At 69.8% G+C, this 17,504-nt stretch carries 13 protein-coding genes and 3 rRNA genes; 13 read left to right on the top strand and 3 right to left on the bottom strand.

Annotated elements, in window-relative coordinates:
* Positions 1-168 precede the first annotated feature (168 nt).
* Both JOE68_RS23365 and JOE68_RS23370 read right to left on the bottom strand, forming a co-directional pair.
* The gene (locus JOE68_RS23365) at positions 169-690 is read right to left on the bottom strand and encodes an EF-hand domain-containing protein (RefSeq protein WP_204844419.1); all 522 of its coding nucleotides are present in this window, start codon (positions 688-690) and stop codon (positions 169-171) included.
* 94 nt (positions 691-784) lie between these two features.
* Complete coding sequence (locus tag JOE68_RS23370) at positions 785-1,201, bottom strand: hypothetical protein (RefSeq protein ID WP_204844420.1); 417 nt, start codon at positions 1,199-1,201, stop codon at positions 785-787.
* A gap of 141 nt (positions 1,202-1,342) precedes the next feature.
* Here JOE68_RS23370 and tyrS point away from each other — a divergent pair, with 141 nt between their 5' ends.
* The 4 genes from tyrS to rrf all read left to right on the top strand — a co-directional run bounded on the left by tyrS (position 1,343) and on the right by rrf (position 8,319).
* Positions 1,343-2,617: a tyrosine--tRNA ligase gene (gene tyrS, locus JOE68_RS23375; protein ID WP_204844421.1), complete on the top strand. Its 1,275-nt coding sequence runs from the start codon at positions 1,343-1,345 to the stop codon at positions 2,615-2,617.
* 514 nt (positions 2,618-3,131) lie between these two features.
* Positions 3,132-4,647 (top strand): 16S ribosomal RNA (locus JOE68_RS23380).
* 352 nt (positions 4,648-4,999) lie between these two features.
* Positions 5,000-8,080, top strand: a 23S ribosomal RNA gene (locus JOE68_RS23385).
* Between the two features lie 122 nt (positions 8,081-8,202).
* Positions 8,203-8,319, top strand: a 5S ribosomal RNA gene (gene rrf / locus JOE68_RS23390).
* The 16S, 23S and 5S rRNA genes sit together here, the layout of an rRNA operon.
* 903 nt (positions 8,320-9,222) lie before the next feature.
* Here rrf and JOE68_RS23395 read toward each other — a convergent pair.
* Positions 9,223-9,672 carry a hypothetical protein gene (locus JOE68_RS23395; RefSeq protein WP_204844422.1) on the bottom strand — a complete coding sequence of 150 codons (450 nt, stop codon included), beginning with the start codon at positions 9,670-9,672 and terminating at the stop codon, positions 9,223-9,225.
* A gap of 108 nt (positions 9,673-9,780) precedes the next feature.
* Between JOE68_RS23395 and JOE68_RS31360 the strand changes: the two genes are divergently transcribed.
* From JOE68_RS31360 to JOE68_RS23440, 9 genes are all read left to right on the top strand, one after another.
* Positions 9,781-10,986, top strand: a complete 1,206-nt coding sequence (locus JOE68_RS31360; protein ID WP_307819841.1) for a tetratricopeptide repeat protein — start codon at positions 9,781-9,783, stop codon at positions 10,984-10,986.
* A gap of 105 nt (positions 10,987-11,091) precedes the next feature.
* The gene (locus JOE68_RS23405; protein WP_204844423.1) at positions 11,092-11,877 is read left to right on the top strand and encodes an HAD-IIA family hydrolase; all 786 of its coding nucleotides are present in this window, start codon (positions 11,092-11,094) and stop codon (positions 11,875-11,877) included.
* A gap of 4 nt (positions 11,878-11,881) precedes the next feature.
* Entirely contained in the window at positions 11,882-12,055 is a 174-nt protein-coding gene (locus JOE68_RS23410) for a hypothetical protein (protein WP_204844424.1), read from the top strand.
* A 4-nt stretch (positions 12,056-12,059) separates the two neighbouring features.
* On the top strand, positions 12,060-12,866 hold the full coding sequence (locus JOE68_RS23415; protein ID WP_204844425.1) for a TlyA family RNA methyltransferase: 807 nt from the start codon (positions 12,060-12,062) through the stop codon (positions 12,864-12,866).
* 41 nt (positions 12,867-12,907) lie between these two features.
* Positions 12,908-13,816, top strand: a complete 909-nt coding sequence (locus JOE68_RS23420; RefSeq protein ID WP_307819842.1) for an NAD kinase — start codon at positions 12,908-12,910, stop codon at positions 13,814-13,816.
* A 69-nt stretch (positions 13,817-13,885) separates the two neighbouring features.
* Entirely contained in the window at positions 13,886-15,664 is a 1,779-nt protein-coding gene (gene recN / locus JOE68_RS23425) for a DNA repair protein RecN (RefSeq protein ID WP_204844426.1), read from the top strand.
* Positions 15,661-16,266 carry a hypothetical protein gene (locus tag JOE68_RS23430; RefSeq protein WP_204844427.1) on the top strand — a complete coding sequence of 202 codons (606 nt, stop codon included), beginning with the start codon at positions 15,661-15,663 and terminating at the stop codon, positions 16,264-16,266. The genes recN and JOE68_RS23430 overlap by 4 nt, the downstream gene beginning before the upstream one ends.
* A complete protein-coding gene (locus tag JOE68_RS23435; RefSeq protein ID WP_204844428.1) occupies positions 16,263-16,865 on the top strand; it encodes a hypothetical protein in 603 nt (200 codons plus the stop codon). Before JOE68_RS23430 ends, JOE68_RS23435 begins: the two co-directional genes overlap by 4 nt.
* Positions 16,862-17,485 (top strand): glycoside hydrolase family 17 protein, encoded by a 624-nt coding sequence (locus JOE68_RS23440; RefSeq protein WP_204844429.1) that lies wholly within the window; start codon positions 16,862-16,864, stop codon positions 17,483-17,485. Before JOE68_RS23435 ends, JOE68_RS23440 begins: the two co-directional genes overlap by 4 nt.
* Positions 17,486-17,504 lie beyond the last annotated feature (19 nt).

Genomic DNA, 17,504 nt, shown 5'->3' on the forward strand with positions numbered 1-17,504 from the left:
AGGCCCGCCTGGCGGCCACGGCCCCACCCCCGCGCGGCACCTGGGGCAGCGCGAGGCCGTCGACGCCGCGCTGTGGCGCCGCACGGACCACCTGCGGCCCGCCGCCGAGGGCGCGATCGGGCGGGGGTCGGGGTCGCGCCGACGACCCCCGCCCGGGACGCGGCTCCGCTAGACCTCGCCGAACACGTACGTGCCCGGCGCGTCCTCGTCGTCCCCGGCCCAGAACTCCACCCAGTGCCGGGCGAACTCGCCCTTGGAGATGTGCCCGTCCCCGTTGAGGTCCAGGTGGGCGAAGGCCCCGTCGGTCGCGGTCTCCCGGCCGGTCCACGCGCGGATCATCCGGCCGTACTCCTCGGCGGAGATCTCCCCGTCGCCGTCCTCGTCCACCGCCTCGAACATGGACTCCGCGGTCGCCACCACCAGGTCCAGCATGGTGCCGAGGTTGTCCAGCACGGACAGCAGCTCGTCGAGCGCGACCCGCTCGTCCCGGTCGTGGTCCGACGCCGCGAGCAGCGTCTCCCACCAGCCCATCATCAGCTCGCGCAGCCGCGCCTCACCGCCGTCGCCGCGGATCGCCGCCCACCGCTCGGTGAGCGCCTCGAAGTCCGACCGCTCCAGGTACCCGTCGTCGTTGGCGTCCATCGCTTGGAAGACGATGGCGCCCTTCCGCTTCTGCAAGTCGCTGGCCACCAGGCAAACCTGGCTGTTACCGGGCCGCACGACAATTGGCCACCGGGGCGATTTTTCCTCACCCGAGTGAATCTGGCGGTGACGGTGAGTAGCGCTAGCGCACACTCCTGCGGTACCAGAGGCGCCGTTCGCCCGCCGGCAGCGCCACCCGCGTGATGACGTTGGTCAGCACCGCGCCCAGGACCAGCCACAGCACCGCGGCCAACCCGTCGTTGAGCAGCGTCCGCAACCCGACGTGCTCCGGCGTGAACAGGTCGCGCAGGCCCAGCGACACCCCGGCCGACCACGACTCGACCAGCTGCGCGAACCCGTTGGCCGGGTTGGCGCCCGCGATCACCAGGAAGATGTGCACCGCCAGCACGATGGCGAACAGCCAGCACACCAGGTCGATCACCGCGCACACCACCCGGACCGCGCGCACCCGGCCGTCGCCGCGCTCGACGACCTCCTCGCTCACCCTGGCGGGAGCCGGCTCGGTCGCCGGGCGTAACACCTCCGTGGGGCGGTCCACGGGACGTCGATCTCGATCGGGGTAGGTCATCGGCCGAGTCCTCTCAGCTAGGCAGCCCCCCGTGACCGGAACTCGCCCCGGGCTACCCGTCGGCGGCACCCGTCCAAACCGCTTTGACCAGGTAGGGGAGAATGGCCGGTCGTGAGTGAGCACATCCTCGACGAGCTGTCCTGGCGCGGCCTGATCGCGCAGTCCACCGACCTCGACGCCCTGCGGAAGGATCTCGACGCGGGACCGCTCACCCTCTACGCCGGGTTCGACCCGACCGCGCCCAGCCTGCACGCCGGCAACCTCGTGCCGCTGCTCATGCTGCGCCGCTTCCAGCGCGCCGGCCACCGGCCGATCGTCCTGGCGGGCGGGGCCACCGGCATGATCGGCGACCCCAGGGACAGCGCGGAGCGCTCGTTGAACGCGCTGGACACCGTCGCCGAGTGGGCCGGCCGCATCCGCGGCCAGCTGGAGCGCTTCGTGGAGTTCGACGACGGTCCCACCGGCGCCGTCGTGGTCAACAACCTGGACTGGACGGGCGGCGTGTCCGTGCTGGAGTTCCTCCGGGACGTCGGCAAGCACTTCTCCGTGAACGTGATGCTCGCGCGCGAGACCGTGAAGCGGCGCCTCGAGGGCGACGGCATGTCCTACACCGAGTTCAGCTACCTCCTGCTCCAGTCGCACGACTACCTCCGCCTCAGCCGCGAGTACGGCACGCGGCTCCAGGTGGGCGGCTCCGACCAGTGGGGCAACATCATCGGCGGCGTGGACCTGGTGCGGAAGGTCGACGGCAAGGCCGTGCACGCCCTGACCGCGCCGCTGGTCACCGACGCCGAGGGCCGGAAGTTCGGCAAGTCCACCGGCGGCGGCAACGTGTGGCTCGACCCGGCGATGACCTCGCCGTACGCCTGGTACCAGTACTTCGTGAACGTGGGCGACGCCGACGTGCTGCGGTACCTGCGGCTGTTCACGTTCCTGTCGCGGGAGGAGATCGCGGAGCTGGAGCGGCAGACCGCCGAGGCGCCGCACCTGCGCGCCGCGCAGAAGAAGCTGGCCGAGGAGTTCACCGACCTGGTGCACGGCGAGCGCGAGACCCGGCAGGTGATCGCCGCCAGCCAGGCGCTGTTCGGCCGGGGCGAGCTGCGCGAGCTGGACCTGTCGACGCTGGAGGCCGCGATGGCCGAGGCGCCGACCGGCGAGGTGCGGCTCGCGGACGCGCCGACGATCGTCGACCTGCTGGTCGGCTCCGGCCTGGCGGACAGCAAGGGCGCGGCGCGGCGCACCGTGAAGGAGGGGGGCGCCTACGTGAACAACGCGAAGGTGACCGACGAGGAGTGGGTGCCCGCCAAGGAGGACCTGCTGCACGGGGCGTGGCTGGTGGTGCGCCGGGGCAAGCGCAACACGGCCGGCGTGCGGGTCCTGCTGTGATCGCGGTCACACTGTTGCGGGCAGACCGGGTCGGATAGCGTGGTGGCGAGTGCTGCACGGGCTGCTGACCTGCGGTTTCAGTCCGTGCGGCCATGCCGCGCCCCCGATTTGACCTCCGCTTCGGGTGCGTGTAACTTTCTCCCTGTCAGCGCGGAACGGGCCGGGAAGACCGGAACGGAGTGCGGCGGGTCACGAACCAAGCTCCCACCGAGTGTGGTAGAGTGGGTGACCGAGAAACGGGAAGACCCAGTCGAGGCTGTTCAGCAGCCGTTCCGACCAGGGCGTCTAGTTTCACCACAAAGCTTACTGAATGCACAAGCCTCGGATCGAGCCGCGTGAGCGGTGAGTGACGATGAGCGCGTGTTCCTTGAGAACTCAACAGCGTGCCGAATAGCCAGTAAATTGTATGAACCTCGTCAAGAGGTTTTCCTTTGAGATTGACTGGACAGCTGGCGATGTCACGGACCATATTCCGGTTCGTGTGTCAGTGTTGTTCGAGCGATCAACTCATTCCTTATTGGAGAGTTTGATCCTGGCTCAGGACGAACGCTGGCGGCGTGCTTAACACATGCAAGTCGAGCGGTAAGGCCCTTCGGGGTACACGAGCGGCGAACGGGTGAGTAACACGTGGGTAACCTGCCCTGTACTCCGGGATAAGCCTGGGAAACTAGGTCTAATACCGGATACGACCCTCCATCGCATGGTGGGGGGTGGAAAGTTCCGGCGGTACGGGATGGACCCGCGGCCTATCAGCTTGTTGGTGGGGTGATGGCCTACCAAGGCGACGACGGGTAGCCGGCCTGAGAGGGTGACCGGCCACACTGGGACTGAGACACGGCCCAGACTCCTACGGGAGGCAGCAGTGGGGAATATTGCACAATGGGCGAAAGCCTGATGCAGCGACGCCGCGTGAGGGATGACGGCCTTCGGGTTGTAAACCTCTTTCAGCAGGGACGAAGCGTGAGTGACGGTACCTGCAGAAGAAGCACCGGCTAACTACGTGCCAGCAGCCGCGGTAATACGTAGGGTGCGAGCGTTGTCCGGAATTATTGGGCGTAAAGAGCTCGTAGGCGGTTTGTTGCGTCGGCCGTGAAAACTTCACGCTTAACGTGGAGCCTGCGGTCGATACGGGCAGACTTGAGTTCGGCAGGGGAGACTGGAATTCCTGGTGTAGCGGTGAAATGCGCAGATATCAGGAGGAACACCGGTGGCGAAGGCGGGTCTCTGGGCCGATACTGACGCTGAGGAGCGAAAGCGTGGGGAGCGAACAGGATTAGATACCCTGGTAGTCCACGCCGTAAACGGTGGGTGCTAGGTGTGGGGGGCTTCCACGTCCTCCGTGCCGCAGCTAACGCATTAAGCACCCCGCCTGGGGAGTACGGCCGCAAGGCTAAAACTCAAAGGAATTGACGGGGGCCCGCACAAGCGGCGGAGCATGTGGATTAATTCGATGCAACGCGAAGAACCTTACCTGGGCTTGACATGCACCGGAAACCCACAGAGATGTGGGCCTCTTCGGACTGGTGTACAGGTGGTGCATGGCTGTCGTCAGCTCGTGTCGTGAGATGTTGGGTTAAGTCCCGCAACGAGCGCAACCCTCGTTCCATGTTGCCAGCAAGTAAAGTTGGGGACTCATGGGAGACTGCCGGGGTCAACTCGGAGGAAGGTGGGGATGACGTCAAGTCATCATGCCCCTTATGTCCAGGGCTTCACACATGCTACAATGGCCGGTACAGAGGGCTGCTAAGCCGTGAGGTGGAGCGAATCCCACAAAGCCGGTCTCAGTTCGGATCGGGGTCTGCAACTCGACCCCGTGAAGTCGGAGTCGCTAGTAATCGCAGATCAGCAACGCTGCGGTGAATACGTTCCCGGGCCTTGTACACACCGCCCGTCACGTCACGAAAGTCGGTAACACCCGAAGCCCGTGGCCCAACCTGCAAGGGGGGGAGCGGTCGAAGGTGGGACTGGCGATTGGGACGAAGTCGTAACAAGGTAGCCGTACCGGAAGGTGCGGCTGGATCACCTCCTTTCTAAGGAGCACCTCTCACTGGATTCCTCTTCGGGGGAGCTGGTGGAGACCACGCCGGCGGCGAGTGATCGTCGGGTGGGGCTCGATGATGTGGATGCTGGCTAATGCGCGAGTCCCGGTTGTTTGGAGAGTTAGTACTGCTGCGTGCAGCGTGGAAGGGTCTTCAAGGGGTCGGGGTGAGTGTTCGGTACGCTGTTGGGTCCTGAGGGAACACGTGGGTGTTTCTCTCGGTGTGAGGCGATACAGGCTTCCTCGGTCTTCGAACCGCTGGTCATGGACTGGTAGGCGTTGGCGGTGGTGGGGGAGTGTCTGGTTGTTCTTTGAGAACTGCACAGTGGATGCGAGCATCTTTGTGGCAAGTTATTAAGGGCATACGGTGGATGCCTTGGCACCAGGAGCCGATGAAGGACGTAGGAGACTGCGATAAGCCTTGGGGAGTTGTCAACCGAGCTGAGATCCAAGGATTTCCGAATGGGGAAACCCGGCCCCAGTCATGTGGGGTCACCCACGCCTGAACACATAGGGTGTGTGGAGGGAACGCGGGGAAGTGAAACATCTCAGTACCCGCAGGAAGAGAAAACAACCGTGATTCCGTGAGTAGTGGCGAGCGAAAGCGGAAGAGGCTAAACCGTATTCGTGTGATACCCGGCAGGGGTTGCGTGTGCGGGGTCGTGGGACCTACTGGTCGGTTCTGCCGGACCGACAGAGAGTCATAAAGAGATGTGGTTAGCGGAACGTGTCTGGAAAGCGCGGCCGTAGAGGGTGAGAGTCCCGTACGTGAAAACCTGTCTCCTCTCAGTGGTGTTCCCAAGTAGCAGCGAGCTCGTGGAATTTGCTGTGAATCTGGCGGGACCACCCGCTAAGCCTGAATACTCCCTGGTGACCGATAGCGGACTAGTACCGTGAGGGAAAGGTGAAAAGTACCCCGGGAGGGGAGTGAAATAGTACCTGAAACCGTGTGCCTACAATCCGTCGGAGCCTTTCGGGGTGACGGCGTGCCTTTTGAAGAATGAGCCTGCGAGTTAGTGCTGCGTGGCGAGGTTAACCCGTGTGGGGTAGCCGTAGCGAAAGCGAGTCCGAATAGGGCGTCAGAGTCGCGTGGTCTAGACCCGAAGCGGGGTGATCTAGCCATGGCCAGGGTGAAGCGTGGGTAAGACTGCGTGGAGGCCCGAACCCACCAGGGTTGAAAACCTGGGGGATGAGCTGTGGTTAGGGGTGAAAGGCCAATCAAACTCCGTGATAGCTGGTTCTCCCCGAAATGCATTTAGGTGCAGCGTCGTGTGTTTCGTGCCGGAGGTAGAGCACTGGATGGTCTAGGGGGCCCACAAGCTTACCGAAATCAACCAAACTCCGAATGCCGGTACGTGAGAGCGCGGCAGTGAGACTGCGGGGGATAAGCTTCGTAGTCGAGAGGGAAACAGCCCAGAACGCCGGCTAAGGCCCCTAAGTGTGTGCTAAGTGGGAAAGGATGTGGGGTCGCCCAGACAACCAGGAGGTTGGCTTAGAAGCAGCCACCCTTTAAAGAGTGCGTAATAGCTCACTGGTCAAGTGGTCCTGCGCCGACAATGTAGCGGGGCTTAAGCACACCGCCGAAGCCGTGTCATTCAGCAGTGATGTTGGATGGGTAGGGGAGCGTCGTTCAGCCGTGGAAGCGCCGGAGTGATCCAGGTGTGGAGGCTGGACGAGTGAGAATGCAGGCATGAGTAGCGAAAGCAGAGTGGGAAACTCTGCCGCCGGATGACCAAGGGTTCCTGGGCCAGGCTAATCCGCCCAGGGTAAGTCGGGACCTAAGGCGAGGCCGACAGGCGTAGTCGATGGACAACGGGTTGATATTCCCGTACCCGTGTGAACGCGCCCATGGCGAACCTTGTGATACTAACCGCCCGAAGCCCGCTCCGAGTCTTCGGACGAGGAGTGGTTGTGGAGCGCGGGACCTGAACTTGTAGTAGTCAAGCGATGGGGTGACGCAGGAGGGTAGCTCCGCCAGTGAGTGGTAGTACTGGTGTAAGCGTGTAGGCCGCAGCATAGGCAAATCCGTGCTGCATGCAGGCTGAGACGTGATGCATAGCCGATTGAGGCGAAGTAGGGTGATCCCATGCTGTCGAGAAAAGCCTCTAGTGAGTGTTCATGCGGCCCGTACCCCAAACCGACACAGGTGGTCAGGTAGAGAATACCGAGGCGATCGGGCGAACTGTGGTTAAGGAACTCGGCAAAATGCCCCCGTAACTTCGGGAGAAGGGGGGCCGAGGGATTTGAAGCCCCTTGCGGGCTAGGATTTTTCGGCCGCAGAGACCAGCGAGAAGCGACTGTTTACTAAAAACACAGGTCCGTGCGAAGTCGCAAGACGATGTATACGGACTGACGCCTGCCCGGTGCTGGAACGTTAAGGGGACCGGTTAGCTCTTCGGGGCGAAGCTGAGAACTTAAGCGCCAGTAAACGGCGGTGGTAACTATAACCATCCTAAGGTAGCGAAATTCCTTGTCGGGTAAGTTCCGACCTGCACGAATGGCGTAACGACTTCTCGACTGTCTCAACCACAGGCCCGGCGAAATTGCATTACGAGTAAAGATGCTCGTTACGCGCGGCAGGACGGAAAGACCCCGGGACCTTTACTATAGCTTGGTATTGGTGTTCGGTTCGGCTTGTGTAGGATAGGTGGGAGACTGTGAAGCGGCCACGCCAGTGGTTGTGGAGTCGTCGTTGAAATACCACTCTGGTCGTACTGGATGTCTAACCTCGGTCCGTGATCCGGATCAGGGACAGTGCCTGGTGGGTAGTTTAACTGGGGCGGTTGCCTCCCAAAGGGTAACGGAGGCGCTCAAAGGTTCCCTCAGCCTGGTTGGCAATCAGGTGTCGAGTGCAAGTGCACAAGGGGGCTTGACTGTGAGACCGACGGGTCGAGCAGGGACGAAAGTCGGAACTAGTGATCCGGCCATGGCTTGTGGAAGCGTGGTCGCTCAACGGATAAAAGGTACCCCGGGGATAACAGGCTGATCTTGCCCAAGAGTCCATATCGACGGCATGGTTTGGCACCTCGATGTCGGCTCGTCGCATCCTGGGGCTGGAGTAGGTCCCAAGGGTTGGGCTGTTCGCCCATTAAAGCGGTACGCGAGCTGGGTTTAGAACGTCGTGAGACAGTTCGGTCCCTATCCGCCGCGCGCGTAGGATACTTGCGGAAGGCTGTCCCTAGTACGAGAGGACCGGGACGGACGGACCTCTGGTGTGCCAGTTGTCCTGCCAAGGGCATTGCTGGTTGGCTACGTTCGGAAGGGATAACCGCTGAAAGCATCTAAGCGGGAAGCTCGTTCCTAGATGAGGTATCCCACCCTTTGTGGGGTAAGGCCCCCAAGAGACTATTGGGTTGATAGGCCGGAGATGGAAGGTCGGTAACGGCTGGAGTTGACCGGTACTAATAGGCCGAGGACTTGCTACGAAGACGCTACGCATCCACTGTGCGGTTCTGAAAGAACCACCGGGCCCACCCCGGGCGACCCCCTGACACGGTTGGTGTCGGGTGTGGGTTGTGGGGTGGCTGTGGTGGTAATTTCATAGTGTTTCGGTGGTCATGGCGGAGGGGGAACACCCGGTCCCATTCCGAACCCGGTAGTTAAGCCTTCCAGCGCCGATGGTACTGCACTCGTGAGGGTGTGGGAGAGTAGGACGCCGCCGAACATTCCTTCCCTGAAAGGGCTTGTGATGGGGGCACATCGAGATGTGCTCAACTCACAAGCCCTTTCGGCGTGTCCACAGTAGGAGGAGTTCCAGGTGTCGAGGTTCGGAGACCGGCCGGGCGACCGTCAGCGTGGCCAGGGAGACCGACCGCGCCGATCCGACGGTGGTCGCGCCGATGCAGGCCGCAAGCAGGGTGGCGCGGGACGGGACGACCGCGGGGGTTATCCCCGGCGTGACGACCGACCCGGCCAGGACCGGAGCCGTGACGACCGCGGCGGCTACCGCAGGGACGACAACCGCTCGGACCGCCCCCGCTACGACAAGCCGCGCGATGACCGCGGCGGCTACCAGCGCCGTGACGATCGGTCGAGCTTCAGCCGTGACGACCGCGGCGCCGGCTCCCGCGGCGGCGCCGGTGCACGCAGTGGTGAGCGCCGGGAATTCCGCCCCCGCGATGACCGGGGCGGTTACCAGCCCCGCGATTCACGTGGTGGCGACCGGCGCGAGTTCCGTCCGCGTGACGACCGCGGTGGTGAGCGCCGTGAGTTCAAGCCGCGTGATGACCGCGGTGGCTACAAGCCCCGTGACGATCGTGACCGTGGCGGCTACAAGCCCCGCGATGACCGGAGCGGTTACCAGTCCCGTGACGACCGGGGCGGCTACAAGTCCCGTGACGATCGCGGTGGCGAGCGCCGGGAATTCCGCCCGCGTGACGACCGCGGTGGTGAGCGCCGCGACTTCAAGCCCCGTGACGACCGCGGCGGCTACCAGCAGCGTGACGACCGTGGCGGTGACCGGCGCGACTTCAAGTCTCGCGACGACCGTGGCGGTTACAAGCCTCGTGACGATCGTGGTGGTGACCGGCGCGAGTTCCGCCCGCGTGACGACCGTGGTGGTTACCAGTCACGCGATGGCCGCAGTGGTGAGCGCCGTGAGTTCAAGCCGCGCGACGACCGCGGTGGCTACAAGCCGCGCGACGACCGTGGCGGCTACAAGCCCCGCGATGACCGGGGCGGTTACCAGTCCCGTGACGACCGCGGCGGTTACAAGCCTCGTGATGACCGGGGTAGTGACCGGCGCGAGTTCAAGCCTCGTGACGACCGTGGCGGCGAGCGTCGTGAATTCCGCCCGCGTGATGACCGCGGCGGGGAGCGTCGCGACTTCAAGCCCCGCGACGACCGCGGCGGCTACCAGGGGCGGACGGGTGAGCGGCGGGAGTTCCGTCCGCGTGACGACCGGGGTGGGGAACGTCGGGAGTTCCGCTCGCGGGACGACCGGGGCGGCTACCAGGGGCGCGACTCGCGCGGTGGTGAGCGTCGCGACTTCCGCTCCCGTGACGATCGCGGTGGTCACCAGTCGCGCGGCGGTGACCGGCGGGACGACCGCGGGCAGGAGGGCCGTGGTGGTGCGCGGCGGGACGAGCGCAGCCGTGACCGGGCCGCTCGGTTCCAGGACCGGGCCGTGCGCGGTGACGCCGCCCACGGCGACCAGGTGTCGATCGACGGGGTCGTGGAGGAGACGGTCGACTCGACCGGCACCGTGCCGGCGGTCTCCCAGGCTGTCGGCTCGGCCGCCGTGGACGCCGAGCTGGACCGCGCCGACACCGCAGCGGTGACCGCCGGCGACGCGCCGGCCGGTGAGTCCGACCAGGCCGACCGCGATGCGACGCCTGCTGCCGAGGGCTCGCAGGAGCCTGCTGCCGAAGGCGTCGAGGGTTCCGAGGACACGGCTGCCGGCAACGGCGCTCCCGCGGTCGACGGCCCCGAGGACCGCATCGAAGAAGACCGCACCGGGGAAGCCCGCGCTGAAGAAACCCGCGCTGAAGAAGCCGGCTCCGGGGAAGACCGTGCCGAGGACAACGACGCCGAGGACAACGGCGCTCGGACCGGTGGCGCGCAGGCGGCCGGGGAGGTCGCTCCGGCCGGTCGCGAGGACGGGGACGGCGGCCCGCAGCGGGACGACCGGCGTGAGGAGGGTGGCGAGTTCACCCGGTCCCGCGCGCCGGAGCTGCCCGAGGACGCGGACATCGCCATCCTCGACCCCGAGGTGAAGCAGGAGCTGCGCGGGCTGCCCAAGGGCCTGGCCGAGATCGTGGGCCGGCACCTGGCGGCGGCCGGCATCCTGATCGACAGCGAGCCCGAGCTCGCCCTGGAGCACGCCCGCTACGCCCGCGGCAAGGCCGCTCGCGTCGGTGTGGTGCGCGAGGCCGCCGGGCTGGCCGCCTACCACGCCGGCGAGTGGGGCGAGGCCCTGTCGGAGCTGCGCGCGGCCCGCCGGATGACGCACGGCGCCGGGCACGTCGCGGTCATGGCGGACTGCGAACGCGCGCTGGGTCGCCCGGAGCGGGCCATCGAGCTGGCCCGGGAGGCCCAGGGCGCCCAGCTGTCGCCCGAGGAGGCGGTCGAGCTGCGGATCGTCGCGGCCGGCGCGCGGCGGGACATGGGGCAGCTGGACGCGGCGGTCGTCGCGCTGCAGGGCGCGGACCTGGACGCCAAGCGACGCGACCCGTGGAGCGCCCGGCTGTTCTACGCCTACGCCGACAACCTCGCCGCCGCCGGGCGCACCGAGGAGGCCGTGCAGTGGTTCCTCAACGCCGCCCAGGCCGATGACGACAACGAGACCGACGCCGCCGAGCGGGCCTTCGACCTGAGCCCGCAGGAGGGCTGACCGCCCGGCCGCGCGCCCCCGGACCGGACACCCGGGGCGCGCGGCCGGGCGGACCCGTCACCGGAGCACCGAGCACCGGAACACCGAGCACCGAAACGAGGGGCTGTGCTGCTGGACCGCTACGACGCGCTGCTGCTGGACCTCGACGGCACGGTGTACCGGGGGCGGGAGGCCGTGCCCGGCGCGGTCGAGGCGGTCGCCTCCGCCCGCGGGCGCGGCCTGGGCGTCCGGTTCGTCACGAACAACGCCTCGCGCTCCCCGCAGGACGTCGCCGACCACCTCACCGAGCTGGGTTTCCGCGCCGCGCTGGACGAGGTGAGCACGAGCGCCCAGGCCGCCGCGGCGATGCTGCCCGACCTCGTGCCGCCCGGGGCGCGGGTGCTCGTGCTGGGCGCGCCGGCGCTGGTCGAGGAGGTCCGGCGGCGCGGGTTCACACCCACGGCCGAGGCCGGGGGCGCCGAGGTCGTCGTGCAGGGCCTGTCGCAGGACCTCGGCTGGCGGGAGCTGGCCGAGGCCGCGCTCGCGATCCGGGCGGGCGCGCGGTGGGTGGCGTGCAACGTCGACGCGACCCTGCCCACCGAACGCGGTCTGCTGCCCGGCAACGGGTCGCTGGTCGCGGCGCTGCGGACGGCCACCGGGGCGGAGCCGCTGGTGGCGGGCAAACCCGCCGCGCCGCTGCTGGAGCAGGCCGCGAGGTCGGTCGGCGCGCGCCGACCGCTGGTCGTCGGCGACCGGCTGGACACCGACGTCCTGGGCGCGGTGAACGCGGGCATGGACTCGCTGCTCGTCCTCACCGGGGTGTCCACCGAGGCCGAGGTCGAGGGGCTCGCGGCGCGGCTGCGGCCCACCTACGTCGCGGCGGACCTGTCCGTGCTCGATCGGCTACCGTGAAACCGTGAGCTTCGAGGTTCCCCTCCCCGGCCCGCCGCGTGACCCGGTGGCCGGGATCGACGACGCGCTCGCCCGGCTCGACGGGCTGGAGCAGCTCGACGTCGCCGAGCACGTGGCCAGGTTCGACGACGCGCACACGGCGTTGACCGCCGCGCTGTCGAGCATCGACAGGGTCTGACGCGGTGCCACGCAGGGCTCGGCTGGACGCCGAACTGGTCCGCCGCGGTCTGGCCCGGTCGCGGGAGCACGCGGGCCGGCTCGTCGCCGAGGGCCGGGTGACGGTCCGCGGCACGGTCGCGACGAAGCCGGCCACCGCCGTCGAGCTGGACACCGCGCTGGTGGTGCGCGACACCGACGACCCGAACTGGGCCTCGCGCGGCGCGCACAAGCTGGTCGGCGCGCTGGAGCGGTTCCCCGAGGTGCGGGTCGAGGGCAGGCGCTGCCTGGACGCGGGCGCGTCCACCGGCGGGTTCACCGACGTGCTGCTGCGCGGCGGCGCTCGCGAGGTGGTGGCGGCCGACGTCGGGCGGGGCCTGCTGGACTGGCGGCTGCGCACCGACGACCGGGTGGTCGTGAAGGACAGGACCAACGTGCGGTCGCTGGCGCCCGAGGACATCGGCGGCCCGGTCGACCTGGTGGTGGCGGACCTGTCGTTCATCTCGTTGCGGCTGGTGCTCCCGGCGCTCGTCGCCTGCCTGGGCGAGGGGGGCGACCTGCTGCCCATGGTGAAGCCCCAGTTCGAGGTGGGCCGGGAGCGCCTGGGCTCGGGCGGCGTGGTCCGCGACCCCGGTCTGCGCGCCGAAGCCGTGCTGGAGGTGGTGTCCGCCGCGGCCGGCATCGGCCTGCGGCTGCACGGCGTCACCGCGAGCCCGCTGCCCGGCCCGTCGGGCAACGTCGAGTTCTTCGCCTGGCTGCGCCGCGGCGAGCCGCTGGACGAGGGGGCCGCCGCCGCGCTCGTGCGGACGGCCGTCGCGGAAGGCCCCCGGTGAACGGCGCCCCGTCGGGTGACGCCCCGTCGGGTGGCACCGCCGTGGGCGGTGACCCGGCCGGGCGGGAGATCCTGCTGGTCGTGCACACCGGGCGGCGCAGCAACGTGGCGGTCGCGCAGGGGGTGGCGCAGCGCTTCGCCGCGGCCGGCGTGCGGCTGCGGGTGCTCAAGGACGAGGCGCCCGACCTGGACCCGTCCTGCTACGCGCAGGTCGTGGCGGCCGACGACAACGCCGCCGAGGGCACCGAGCTGGTGTTCGTGCTCGGCGGCGACGGCACGCTGCTGCGCGCGGCCGAGCTGGCCCGCGCGGCGGGCGTCCCGGTGCTGGGGGTGAACCTCGGGCGGGTCGGGTTCCTGGCCGAGGCCGACTCCGACGCGCTGCTGGAGGCCATCAACCGGGTGATCGACCGCGGGTACGAGGTCGAGGAGCGGATGACGGTCGACATCACGGCGTCGGTCGACGGCCGGGTGCTGGCGAGCACCTGGGCGCTCAACGAGGCCAGCGTCGAGAAGAGCCTGCGCGAGCGCATCCTGGACGTCGTGGTGGAGGTCGACGGCCGGCCGGTGTCGGCGTTCGGCTGCGACGGCGTGCTGGTGGCGACCCCGACCGGGTCGACGGCGTACGCGTTCTCCGCCGGCGGGCCGGTGGTGTGGCCGGACGTGCAGGCGCTGCTGGTGGTGCCGTCGAACGCGCACGCGCTGTTCGCCCGCCCGCTGGTGGTGTCGCCGGCGTCGGTGGTGGCGCTGGAGGTCGACGCGGCCGGGCACCCGGCGGTGCTGAGCGCGGACGGCAGGCGCACGGTGGAGCTGCCGCCGGGCGCGCGGGTCGAGGTGGTGGGCGGTTCGACGCCGCTGCGGCTGGTGCGGTTGCGGGAGGGCCCGTTCACCGACCGGCTGGTGGAGAAGTTCTCGCTGCCCGTCCAGGGGTGGCGCGGCCCGTCGGCCGGTTAGAACACGTGTTCGCCCGACACCCGCACCCGAGGGCACCCGGTGCCGCCGCCGCCAAGTAGTGTGCGCGCTGTGCTGGCCGAGATGCGCATCCAGGGCCTCGGTGTGATCGACGAGGCCACCCTTGAACTCGCCGAGGGCTTCACCGTCGTGACGGGGGAGACCGGCGCCGGCAAGACGATGGTCGTCACGGGACTCCACCTGCTCGGCGGCGGCCGGGCCGAGGCGTCCCGCGTGCGCAACGGCGCGGACAAGGCCGTGGTCGAGGGCCGGTTCCAGGCGCCCGCGGGCAGCCCGGCCGCCAAGGTCGCCGAGGAGGTCGGCGGCGAGCCGGACGAGGACGGCAGCGTCATCGCGATCCGCACCGTCGGCGCCGACGGCCGCTCCCGCGCCCACCTGGGCGGGCGGTCCGTGCCGGTGGGGGTGCTGTCGGAGCTGGCCGAGCAGCTGCTGGCGGTGCACGGGCAGAACGACCAGCTGCGGCTGCTGCGGCCCGCCGAGCAGCGCGCGGTGCTGGACCGGTTCGCGGGCGACGACGTGGGCGCCCCGCTGCGCCGGTACCAGGAGGTGCGGGCGGAGTGGCTGCGGGTCGCGGCCGAGCTGACCGAGCGCACCGAGCGGGCCCGGGAGCTGGCGCGCGAGGCCGAGCTGCTGCGGCACGGGCTGGCCGAGATCAACGCCGTCGAGCCGAAGTCCGGCGAGGACGTCGAGCTGGTCGACGAGGCTCGCCGGCTGGCGGACGCCGACCAGCTGCGCGAGGCGGCCTCCGGCGCCCAGTACGCGGTGGCCGGCTCGCCCGACGGCGACCCGGACAGCCCCGGCGCGCTCGGCCTGATCGGCGAGGCGCGGCGGCGGCTGGGCTCCTCGGAGGACCCGAAGCTGCGCGAGCTGGAACCCCGGCTGGTGGAGGCGGAGACGCTGCTGGCCGACGTGGGCGCGGAGATCGCGTCCTACCTGGAGCACCTGGACGCCGACCCGGCGCGGCTGGAGCGGGTGCTCGCCCGCCAGGCCGAGCTGAAGGCGCTGACCCGCAAGTACGCGGCCGATGTGGACGGCGTGATCGCGTGGGCGGCCGACGCGGCGGCCCGGCTGTCCGGGCTGGACACCTCCGACGAGGCGCTGGCCGCGCTGGCCGCTCGCCGCGACGAGCTGGCCGGGCAGCTGGCCGGGTACGCCGCGCAGGTCACCGCCGAGCGCGTCGCCGCGGCCGAGGAGCTGGGCAGGGCGGTGTCGGAGGAGCTGACGGGCCTGGCGATGCCGCACGCCACCGTGGAGGTCGCCGTCCGGCCGCGGGCCGCCGAGGCGGCCGATCCGCAGGCGCTGCAGGTCGGCGGGCGGCTGCTGCACGCGGGCGCGTCCGGCGTGGACGACGTGGAGCTGCGGCTGGTCGCGCACCCCGGCGCGCCCGCGCTGCCCGTGCACAAGGGCGCGTCCGGCGGTGAGCTGTCGCGCGTGATGCTGGCGCTGGAAGTCGTGCTGTCGCACTCGGACCCGGTGCCGACGCTGGTGTTCGACGAGGTGGACGCCGGCGTGGGTGGGCGCGCCGCGGTGGAGGTCGGCCGGCGGCTGGCCCGGCTCGCGCGCAGCCACCAGGTCATCGTGGTGACCCACCTGCCGCAGGTCGCCGCGTTCGCCGACCGGCACCTGGTGGTGGACAAGACCGCCGACGGGGTGCTGACCCGCAGCGGCGTGCGGGTGCTGGACGACGCGCAGCGCGTGGTGGAGCTCGCGCGGATGCTGGCGGGCATGGACTCCACCGACACCGGGCGCGCGCACGCCGAGGAGCTGCTGGCGGCGGCCAAGGCGGACAAGGCCGGCGCTCCGGTGGTGCGGCGGAAGAAGAAGCGGTGAGCGGGCGGGCGGTCGGCGTGCTGCTGGTCGTGGCCGCCTCGGTCACGGCGGTCGTCGCGACGTTCCAGCCGCTGAGCTGGGTCGGCACCCGGCTGGGCGCTCACCCGGTGGGCTTCACCACGACGGCCTGGGACACGGTCAGCGATCCCCCGGACCTGGCCGCTCGCATCGAGACCGCGCAGCTGGGCGTGCCGATCGTGATAGCGGCCGTGCTGCTGGCGATCGCGGCGGCGTTGGTGTTCCTGCCCGCGCACCAGCGACGGGTCGGCCGGTACCTGGCGGTGGCCGCGTCCGGCCTGCTCGGCGGGGCGGTGTGGGCGACGTCCGCGGTGGTCCGGGCGTCGCTGGCGGAGGACGAGCGGACGCGCGGGACGATCGAGTACGAGTCCGGTCCGGGGCTGTGGCTGCTGCTGGCGGCGGTCGCGGTCGCCGCGGTGGGCACGGTGTTGCTGCACTCCGACCCGGTCCCCGCGCCGGTGGGGGTGGTCGTGCACCGGCTCGACCCCGAGCCGGACGACGACGCGGACACGCCGCCGTTCGGCATCCCGGTCGCCGTGCTGCCCGAGGAGCGGCCCGTGCCGCCCGAGGGGGAGGCGCGGTGACCCGGCGCGTCGCCGGGGTCGTCGCCCTGCTGGTGGCGGCGCCGACGGTGGTGGTGGCGACGTTCCTGCCGCTGTACGCGCAGCAGTGGCTGTCCTCCGCGGACGACCGCATGACCGTCTGGCAGACGGCGTGGAAGGTGGACAGCGACCGGGACGAGGTGGTGTTCACCCACGAGGAGCTGTTCGGGGTGCCGTTGGTCGCGGCGGCGGCGTTGCTGGTGCTGGGCGCGGCGCGGGTCGGGGCGATGTGGGGCCGGCTGGTGGCGTTCGGCGGCGCGGCGCTGCTGCTGGGCAGCGCGTGGACCGTCGCGCACCTCGCCGTCGCGGCTTACCTGCGGGGGCAGTCCGGTGAGGGCCTGACCGTCACCACGACCTTCGGGCCGGCGCTGCCGCTGCTCGGGCTGGCGTGCGCGGCGGCCCTGGGGGGCGCGCTGGCGGTGCAGGAGTGGCCGCGGCGCGCGCCCGCGCCGGCGGGGCCGGTCGTGTACCGGGTGGACGGGGACGACGACACCGACACGCCGCCGCTCGGCCTTCCGCTGGGGCCGGCCGCGGAGGGCCCGGGTCCTCCCGGGTCGCCCGGCGCCCGGGGCGACGCGTGAGCCGTCGGGTGCTCGGGGCGGTGCTGCTGGGCGCGGGCGGGGTGCTGGCGCTCGTCGGGACGCTGCTGGACCTGTACCGGCTCGAAGGGCCCGCCGGCGCGCCCCCCGGCACGAGCTTCACGTTGACCGCGTGGCGGATCGCCTTCGAGGCCGGCGCGGGCGGCGGTCCCGTGCCGCGGACGCCGCAGTGGGGGTACGCGCTGGTGCCGGCCGGTGGGCTGGCCGTCCTCGGCGCGGTGCTGCAGTTCCGGTCGCCGGTGCTCGCGGCGGTGGGGCGGTTCGCGGCGGTGGCGGGTTTCGGCGCGCTGGCGGCCACGACGTGGTCGGTCCACACGACGGTGACGACGCTGTTCGGCGGCGCCTTCCCGCCCGCCGGCTACGCCGACCGCCTGGGGCCCGGCCTGTGGGCGTTCGCCGCCGCGTGCCCCGTGCTGCTGGCCGGCGCGCTGCTGGTGCAGGAGTGGCCGCGGCGCGTGCCCGTGCCGGCCGGCGCGGCGGTCCACCGGGTCGACGGGGACGACGACACGCCGCCGTTCGGCATCCCGGTCCCGACCGACCTGCCTTCCCGTCCGGGTGAAGGACGTCCCCCGTCCGAGGGTAATCCGTCCACTGTGGAATGACGCCGGGGCTGACCTGGCC

This window comes from Saccharothrix algeriensis (genome assembly GCF_016907655.1).
GTDB lineage: Bacteria > Actinomycetota > Actinomycetes > Mycobacteriales > Pseudonocardiaceae > Actinosynnema > Actinosynnema algeriense.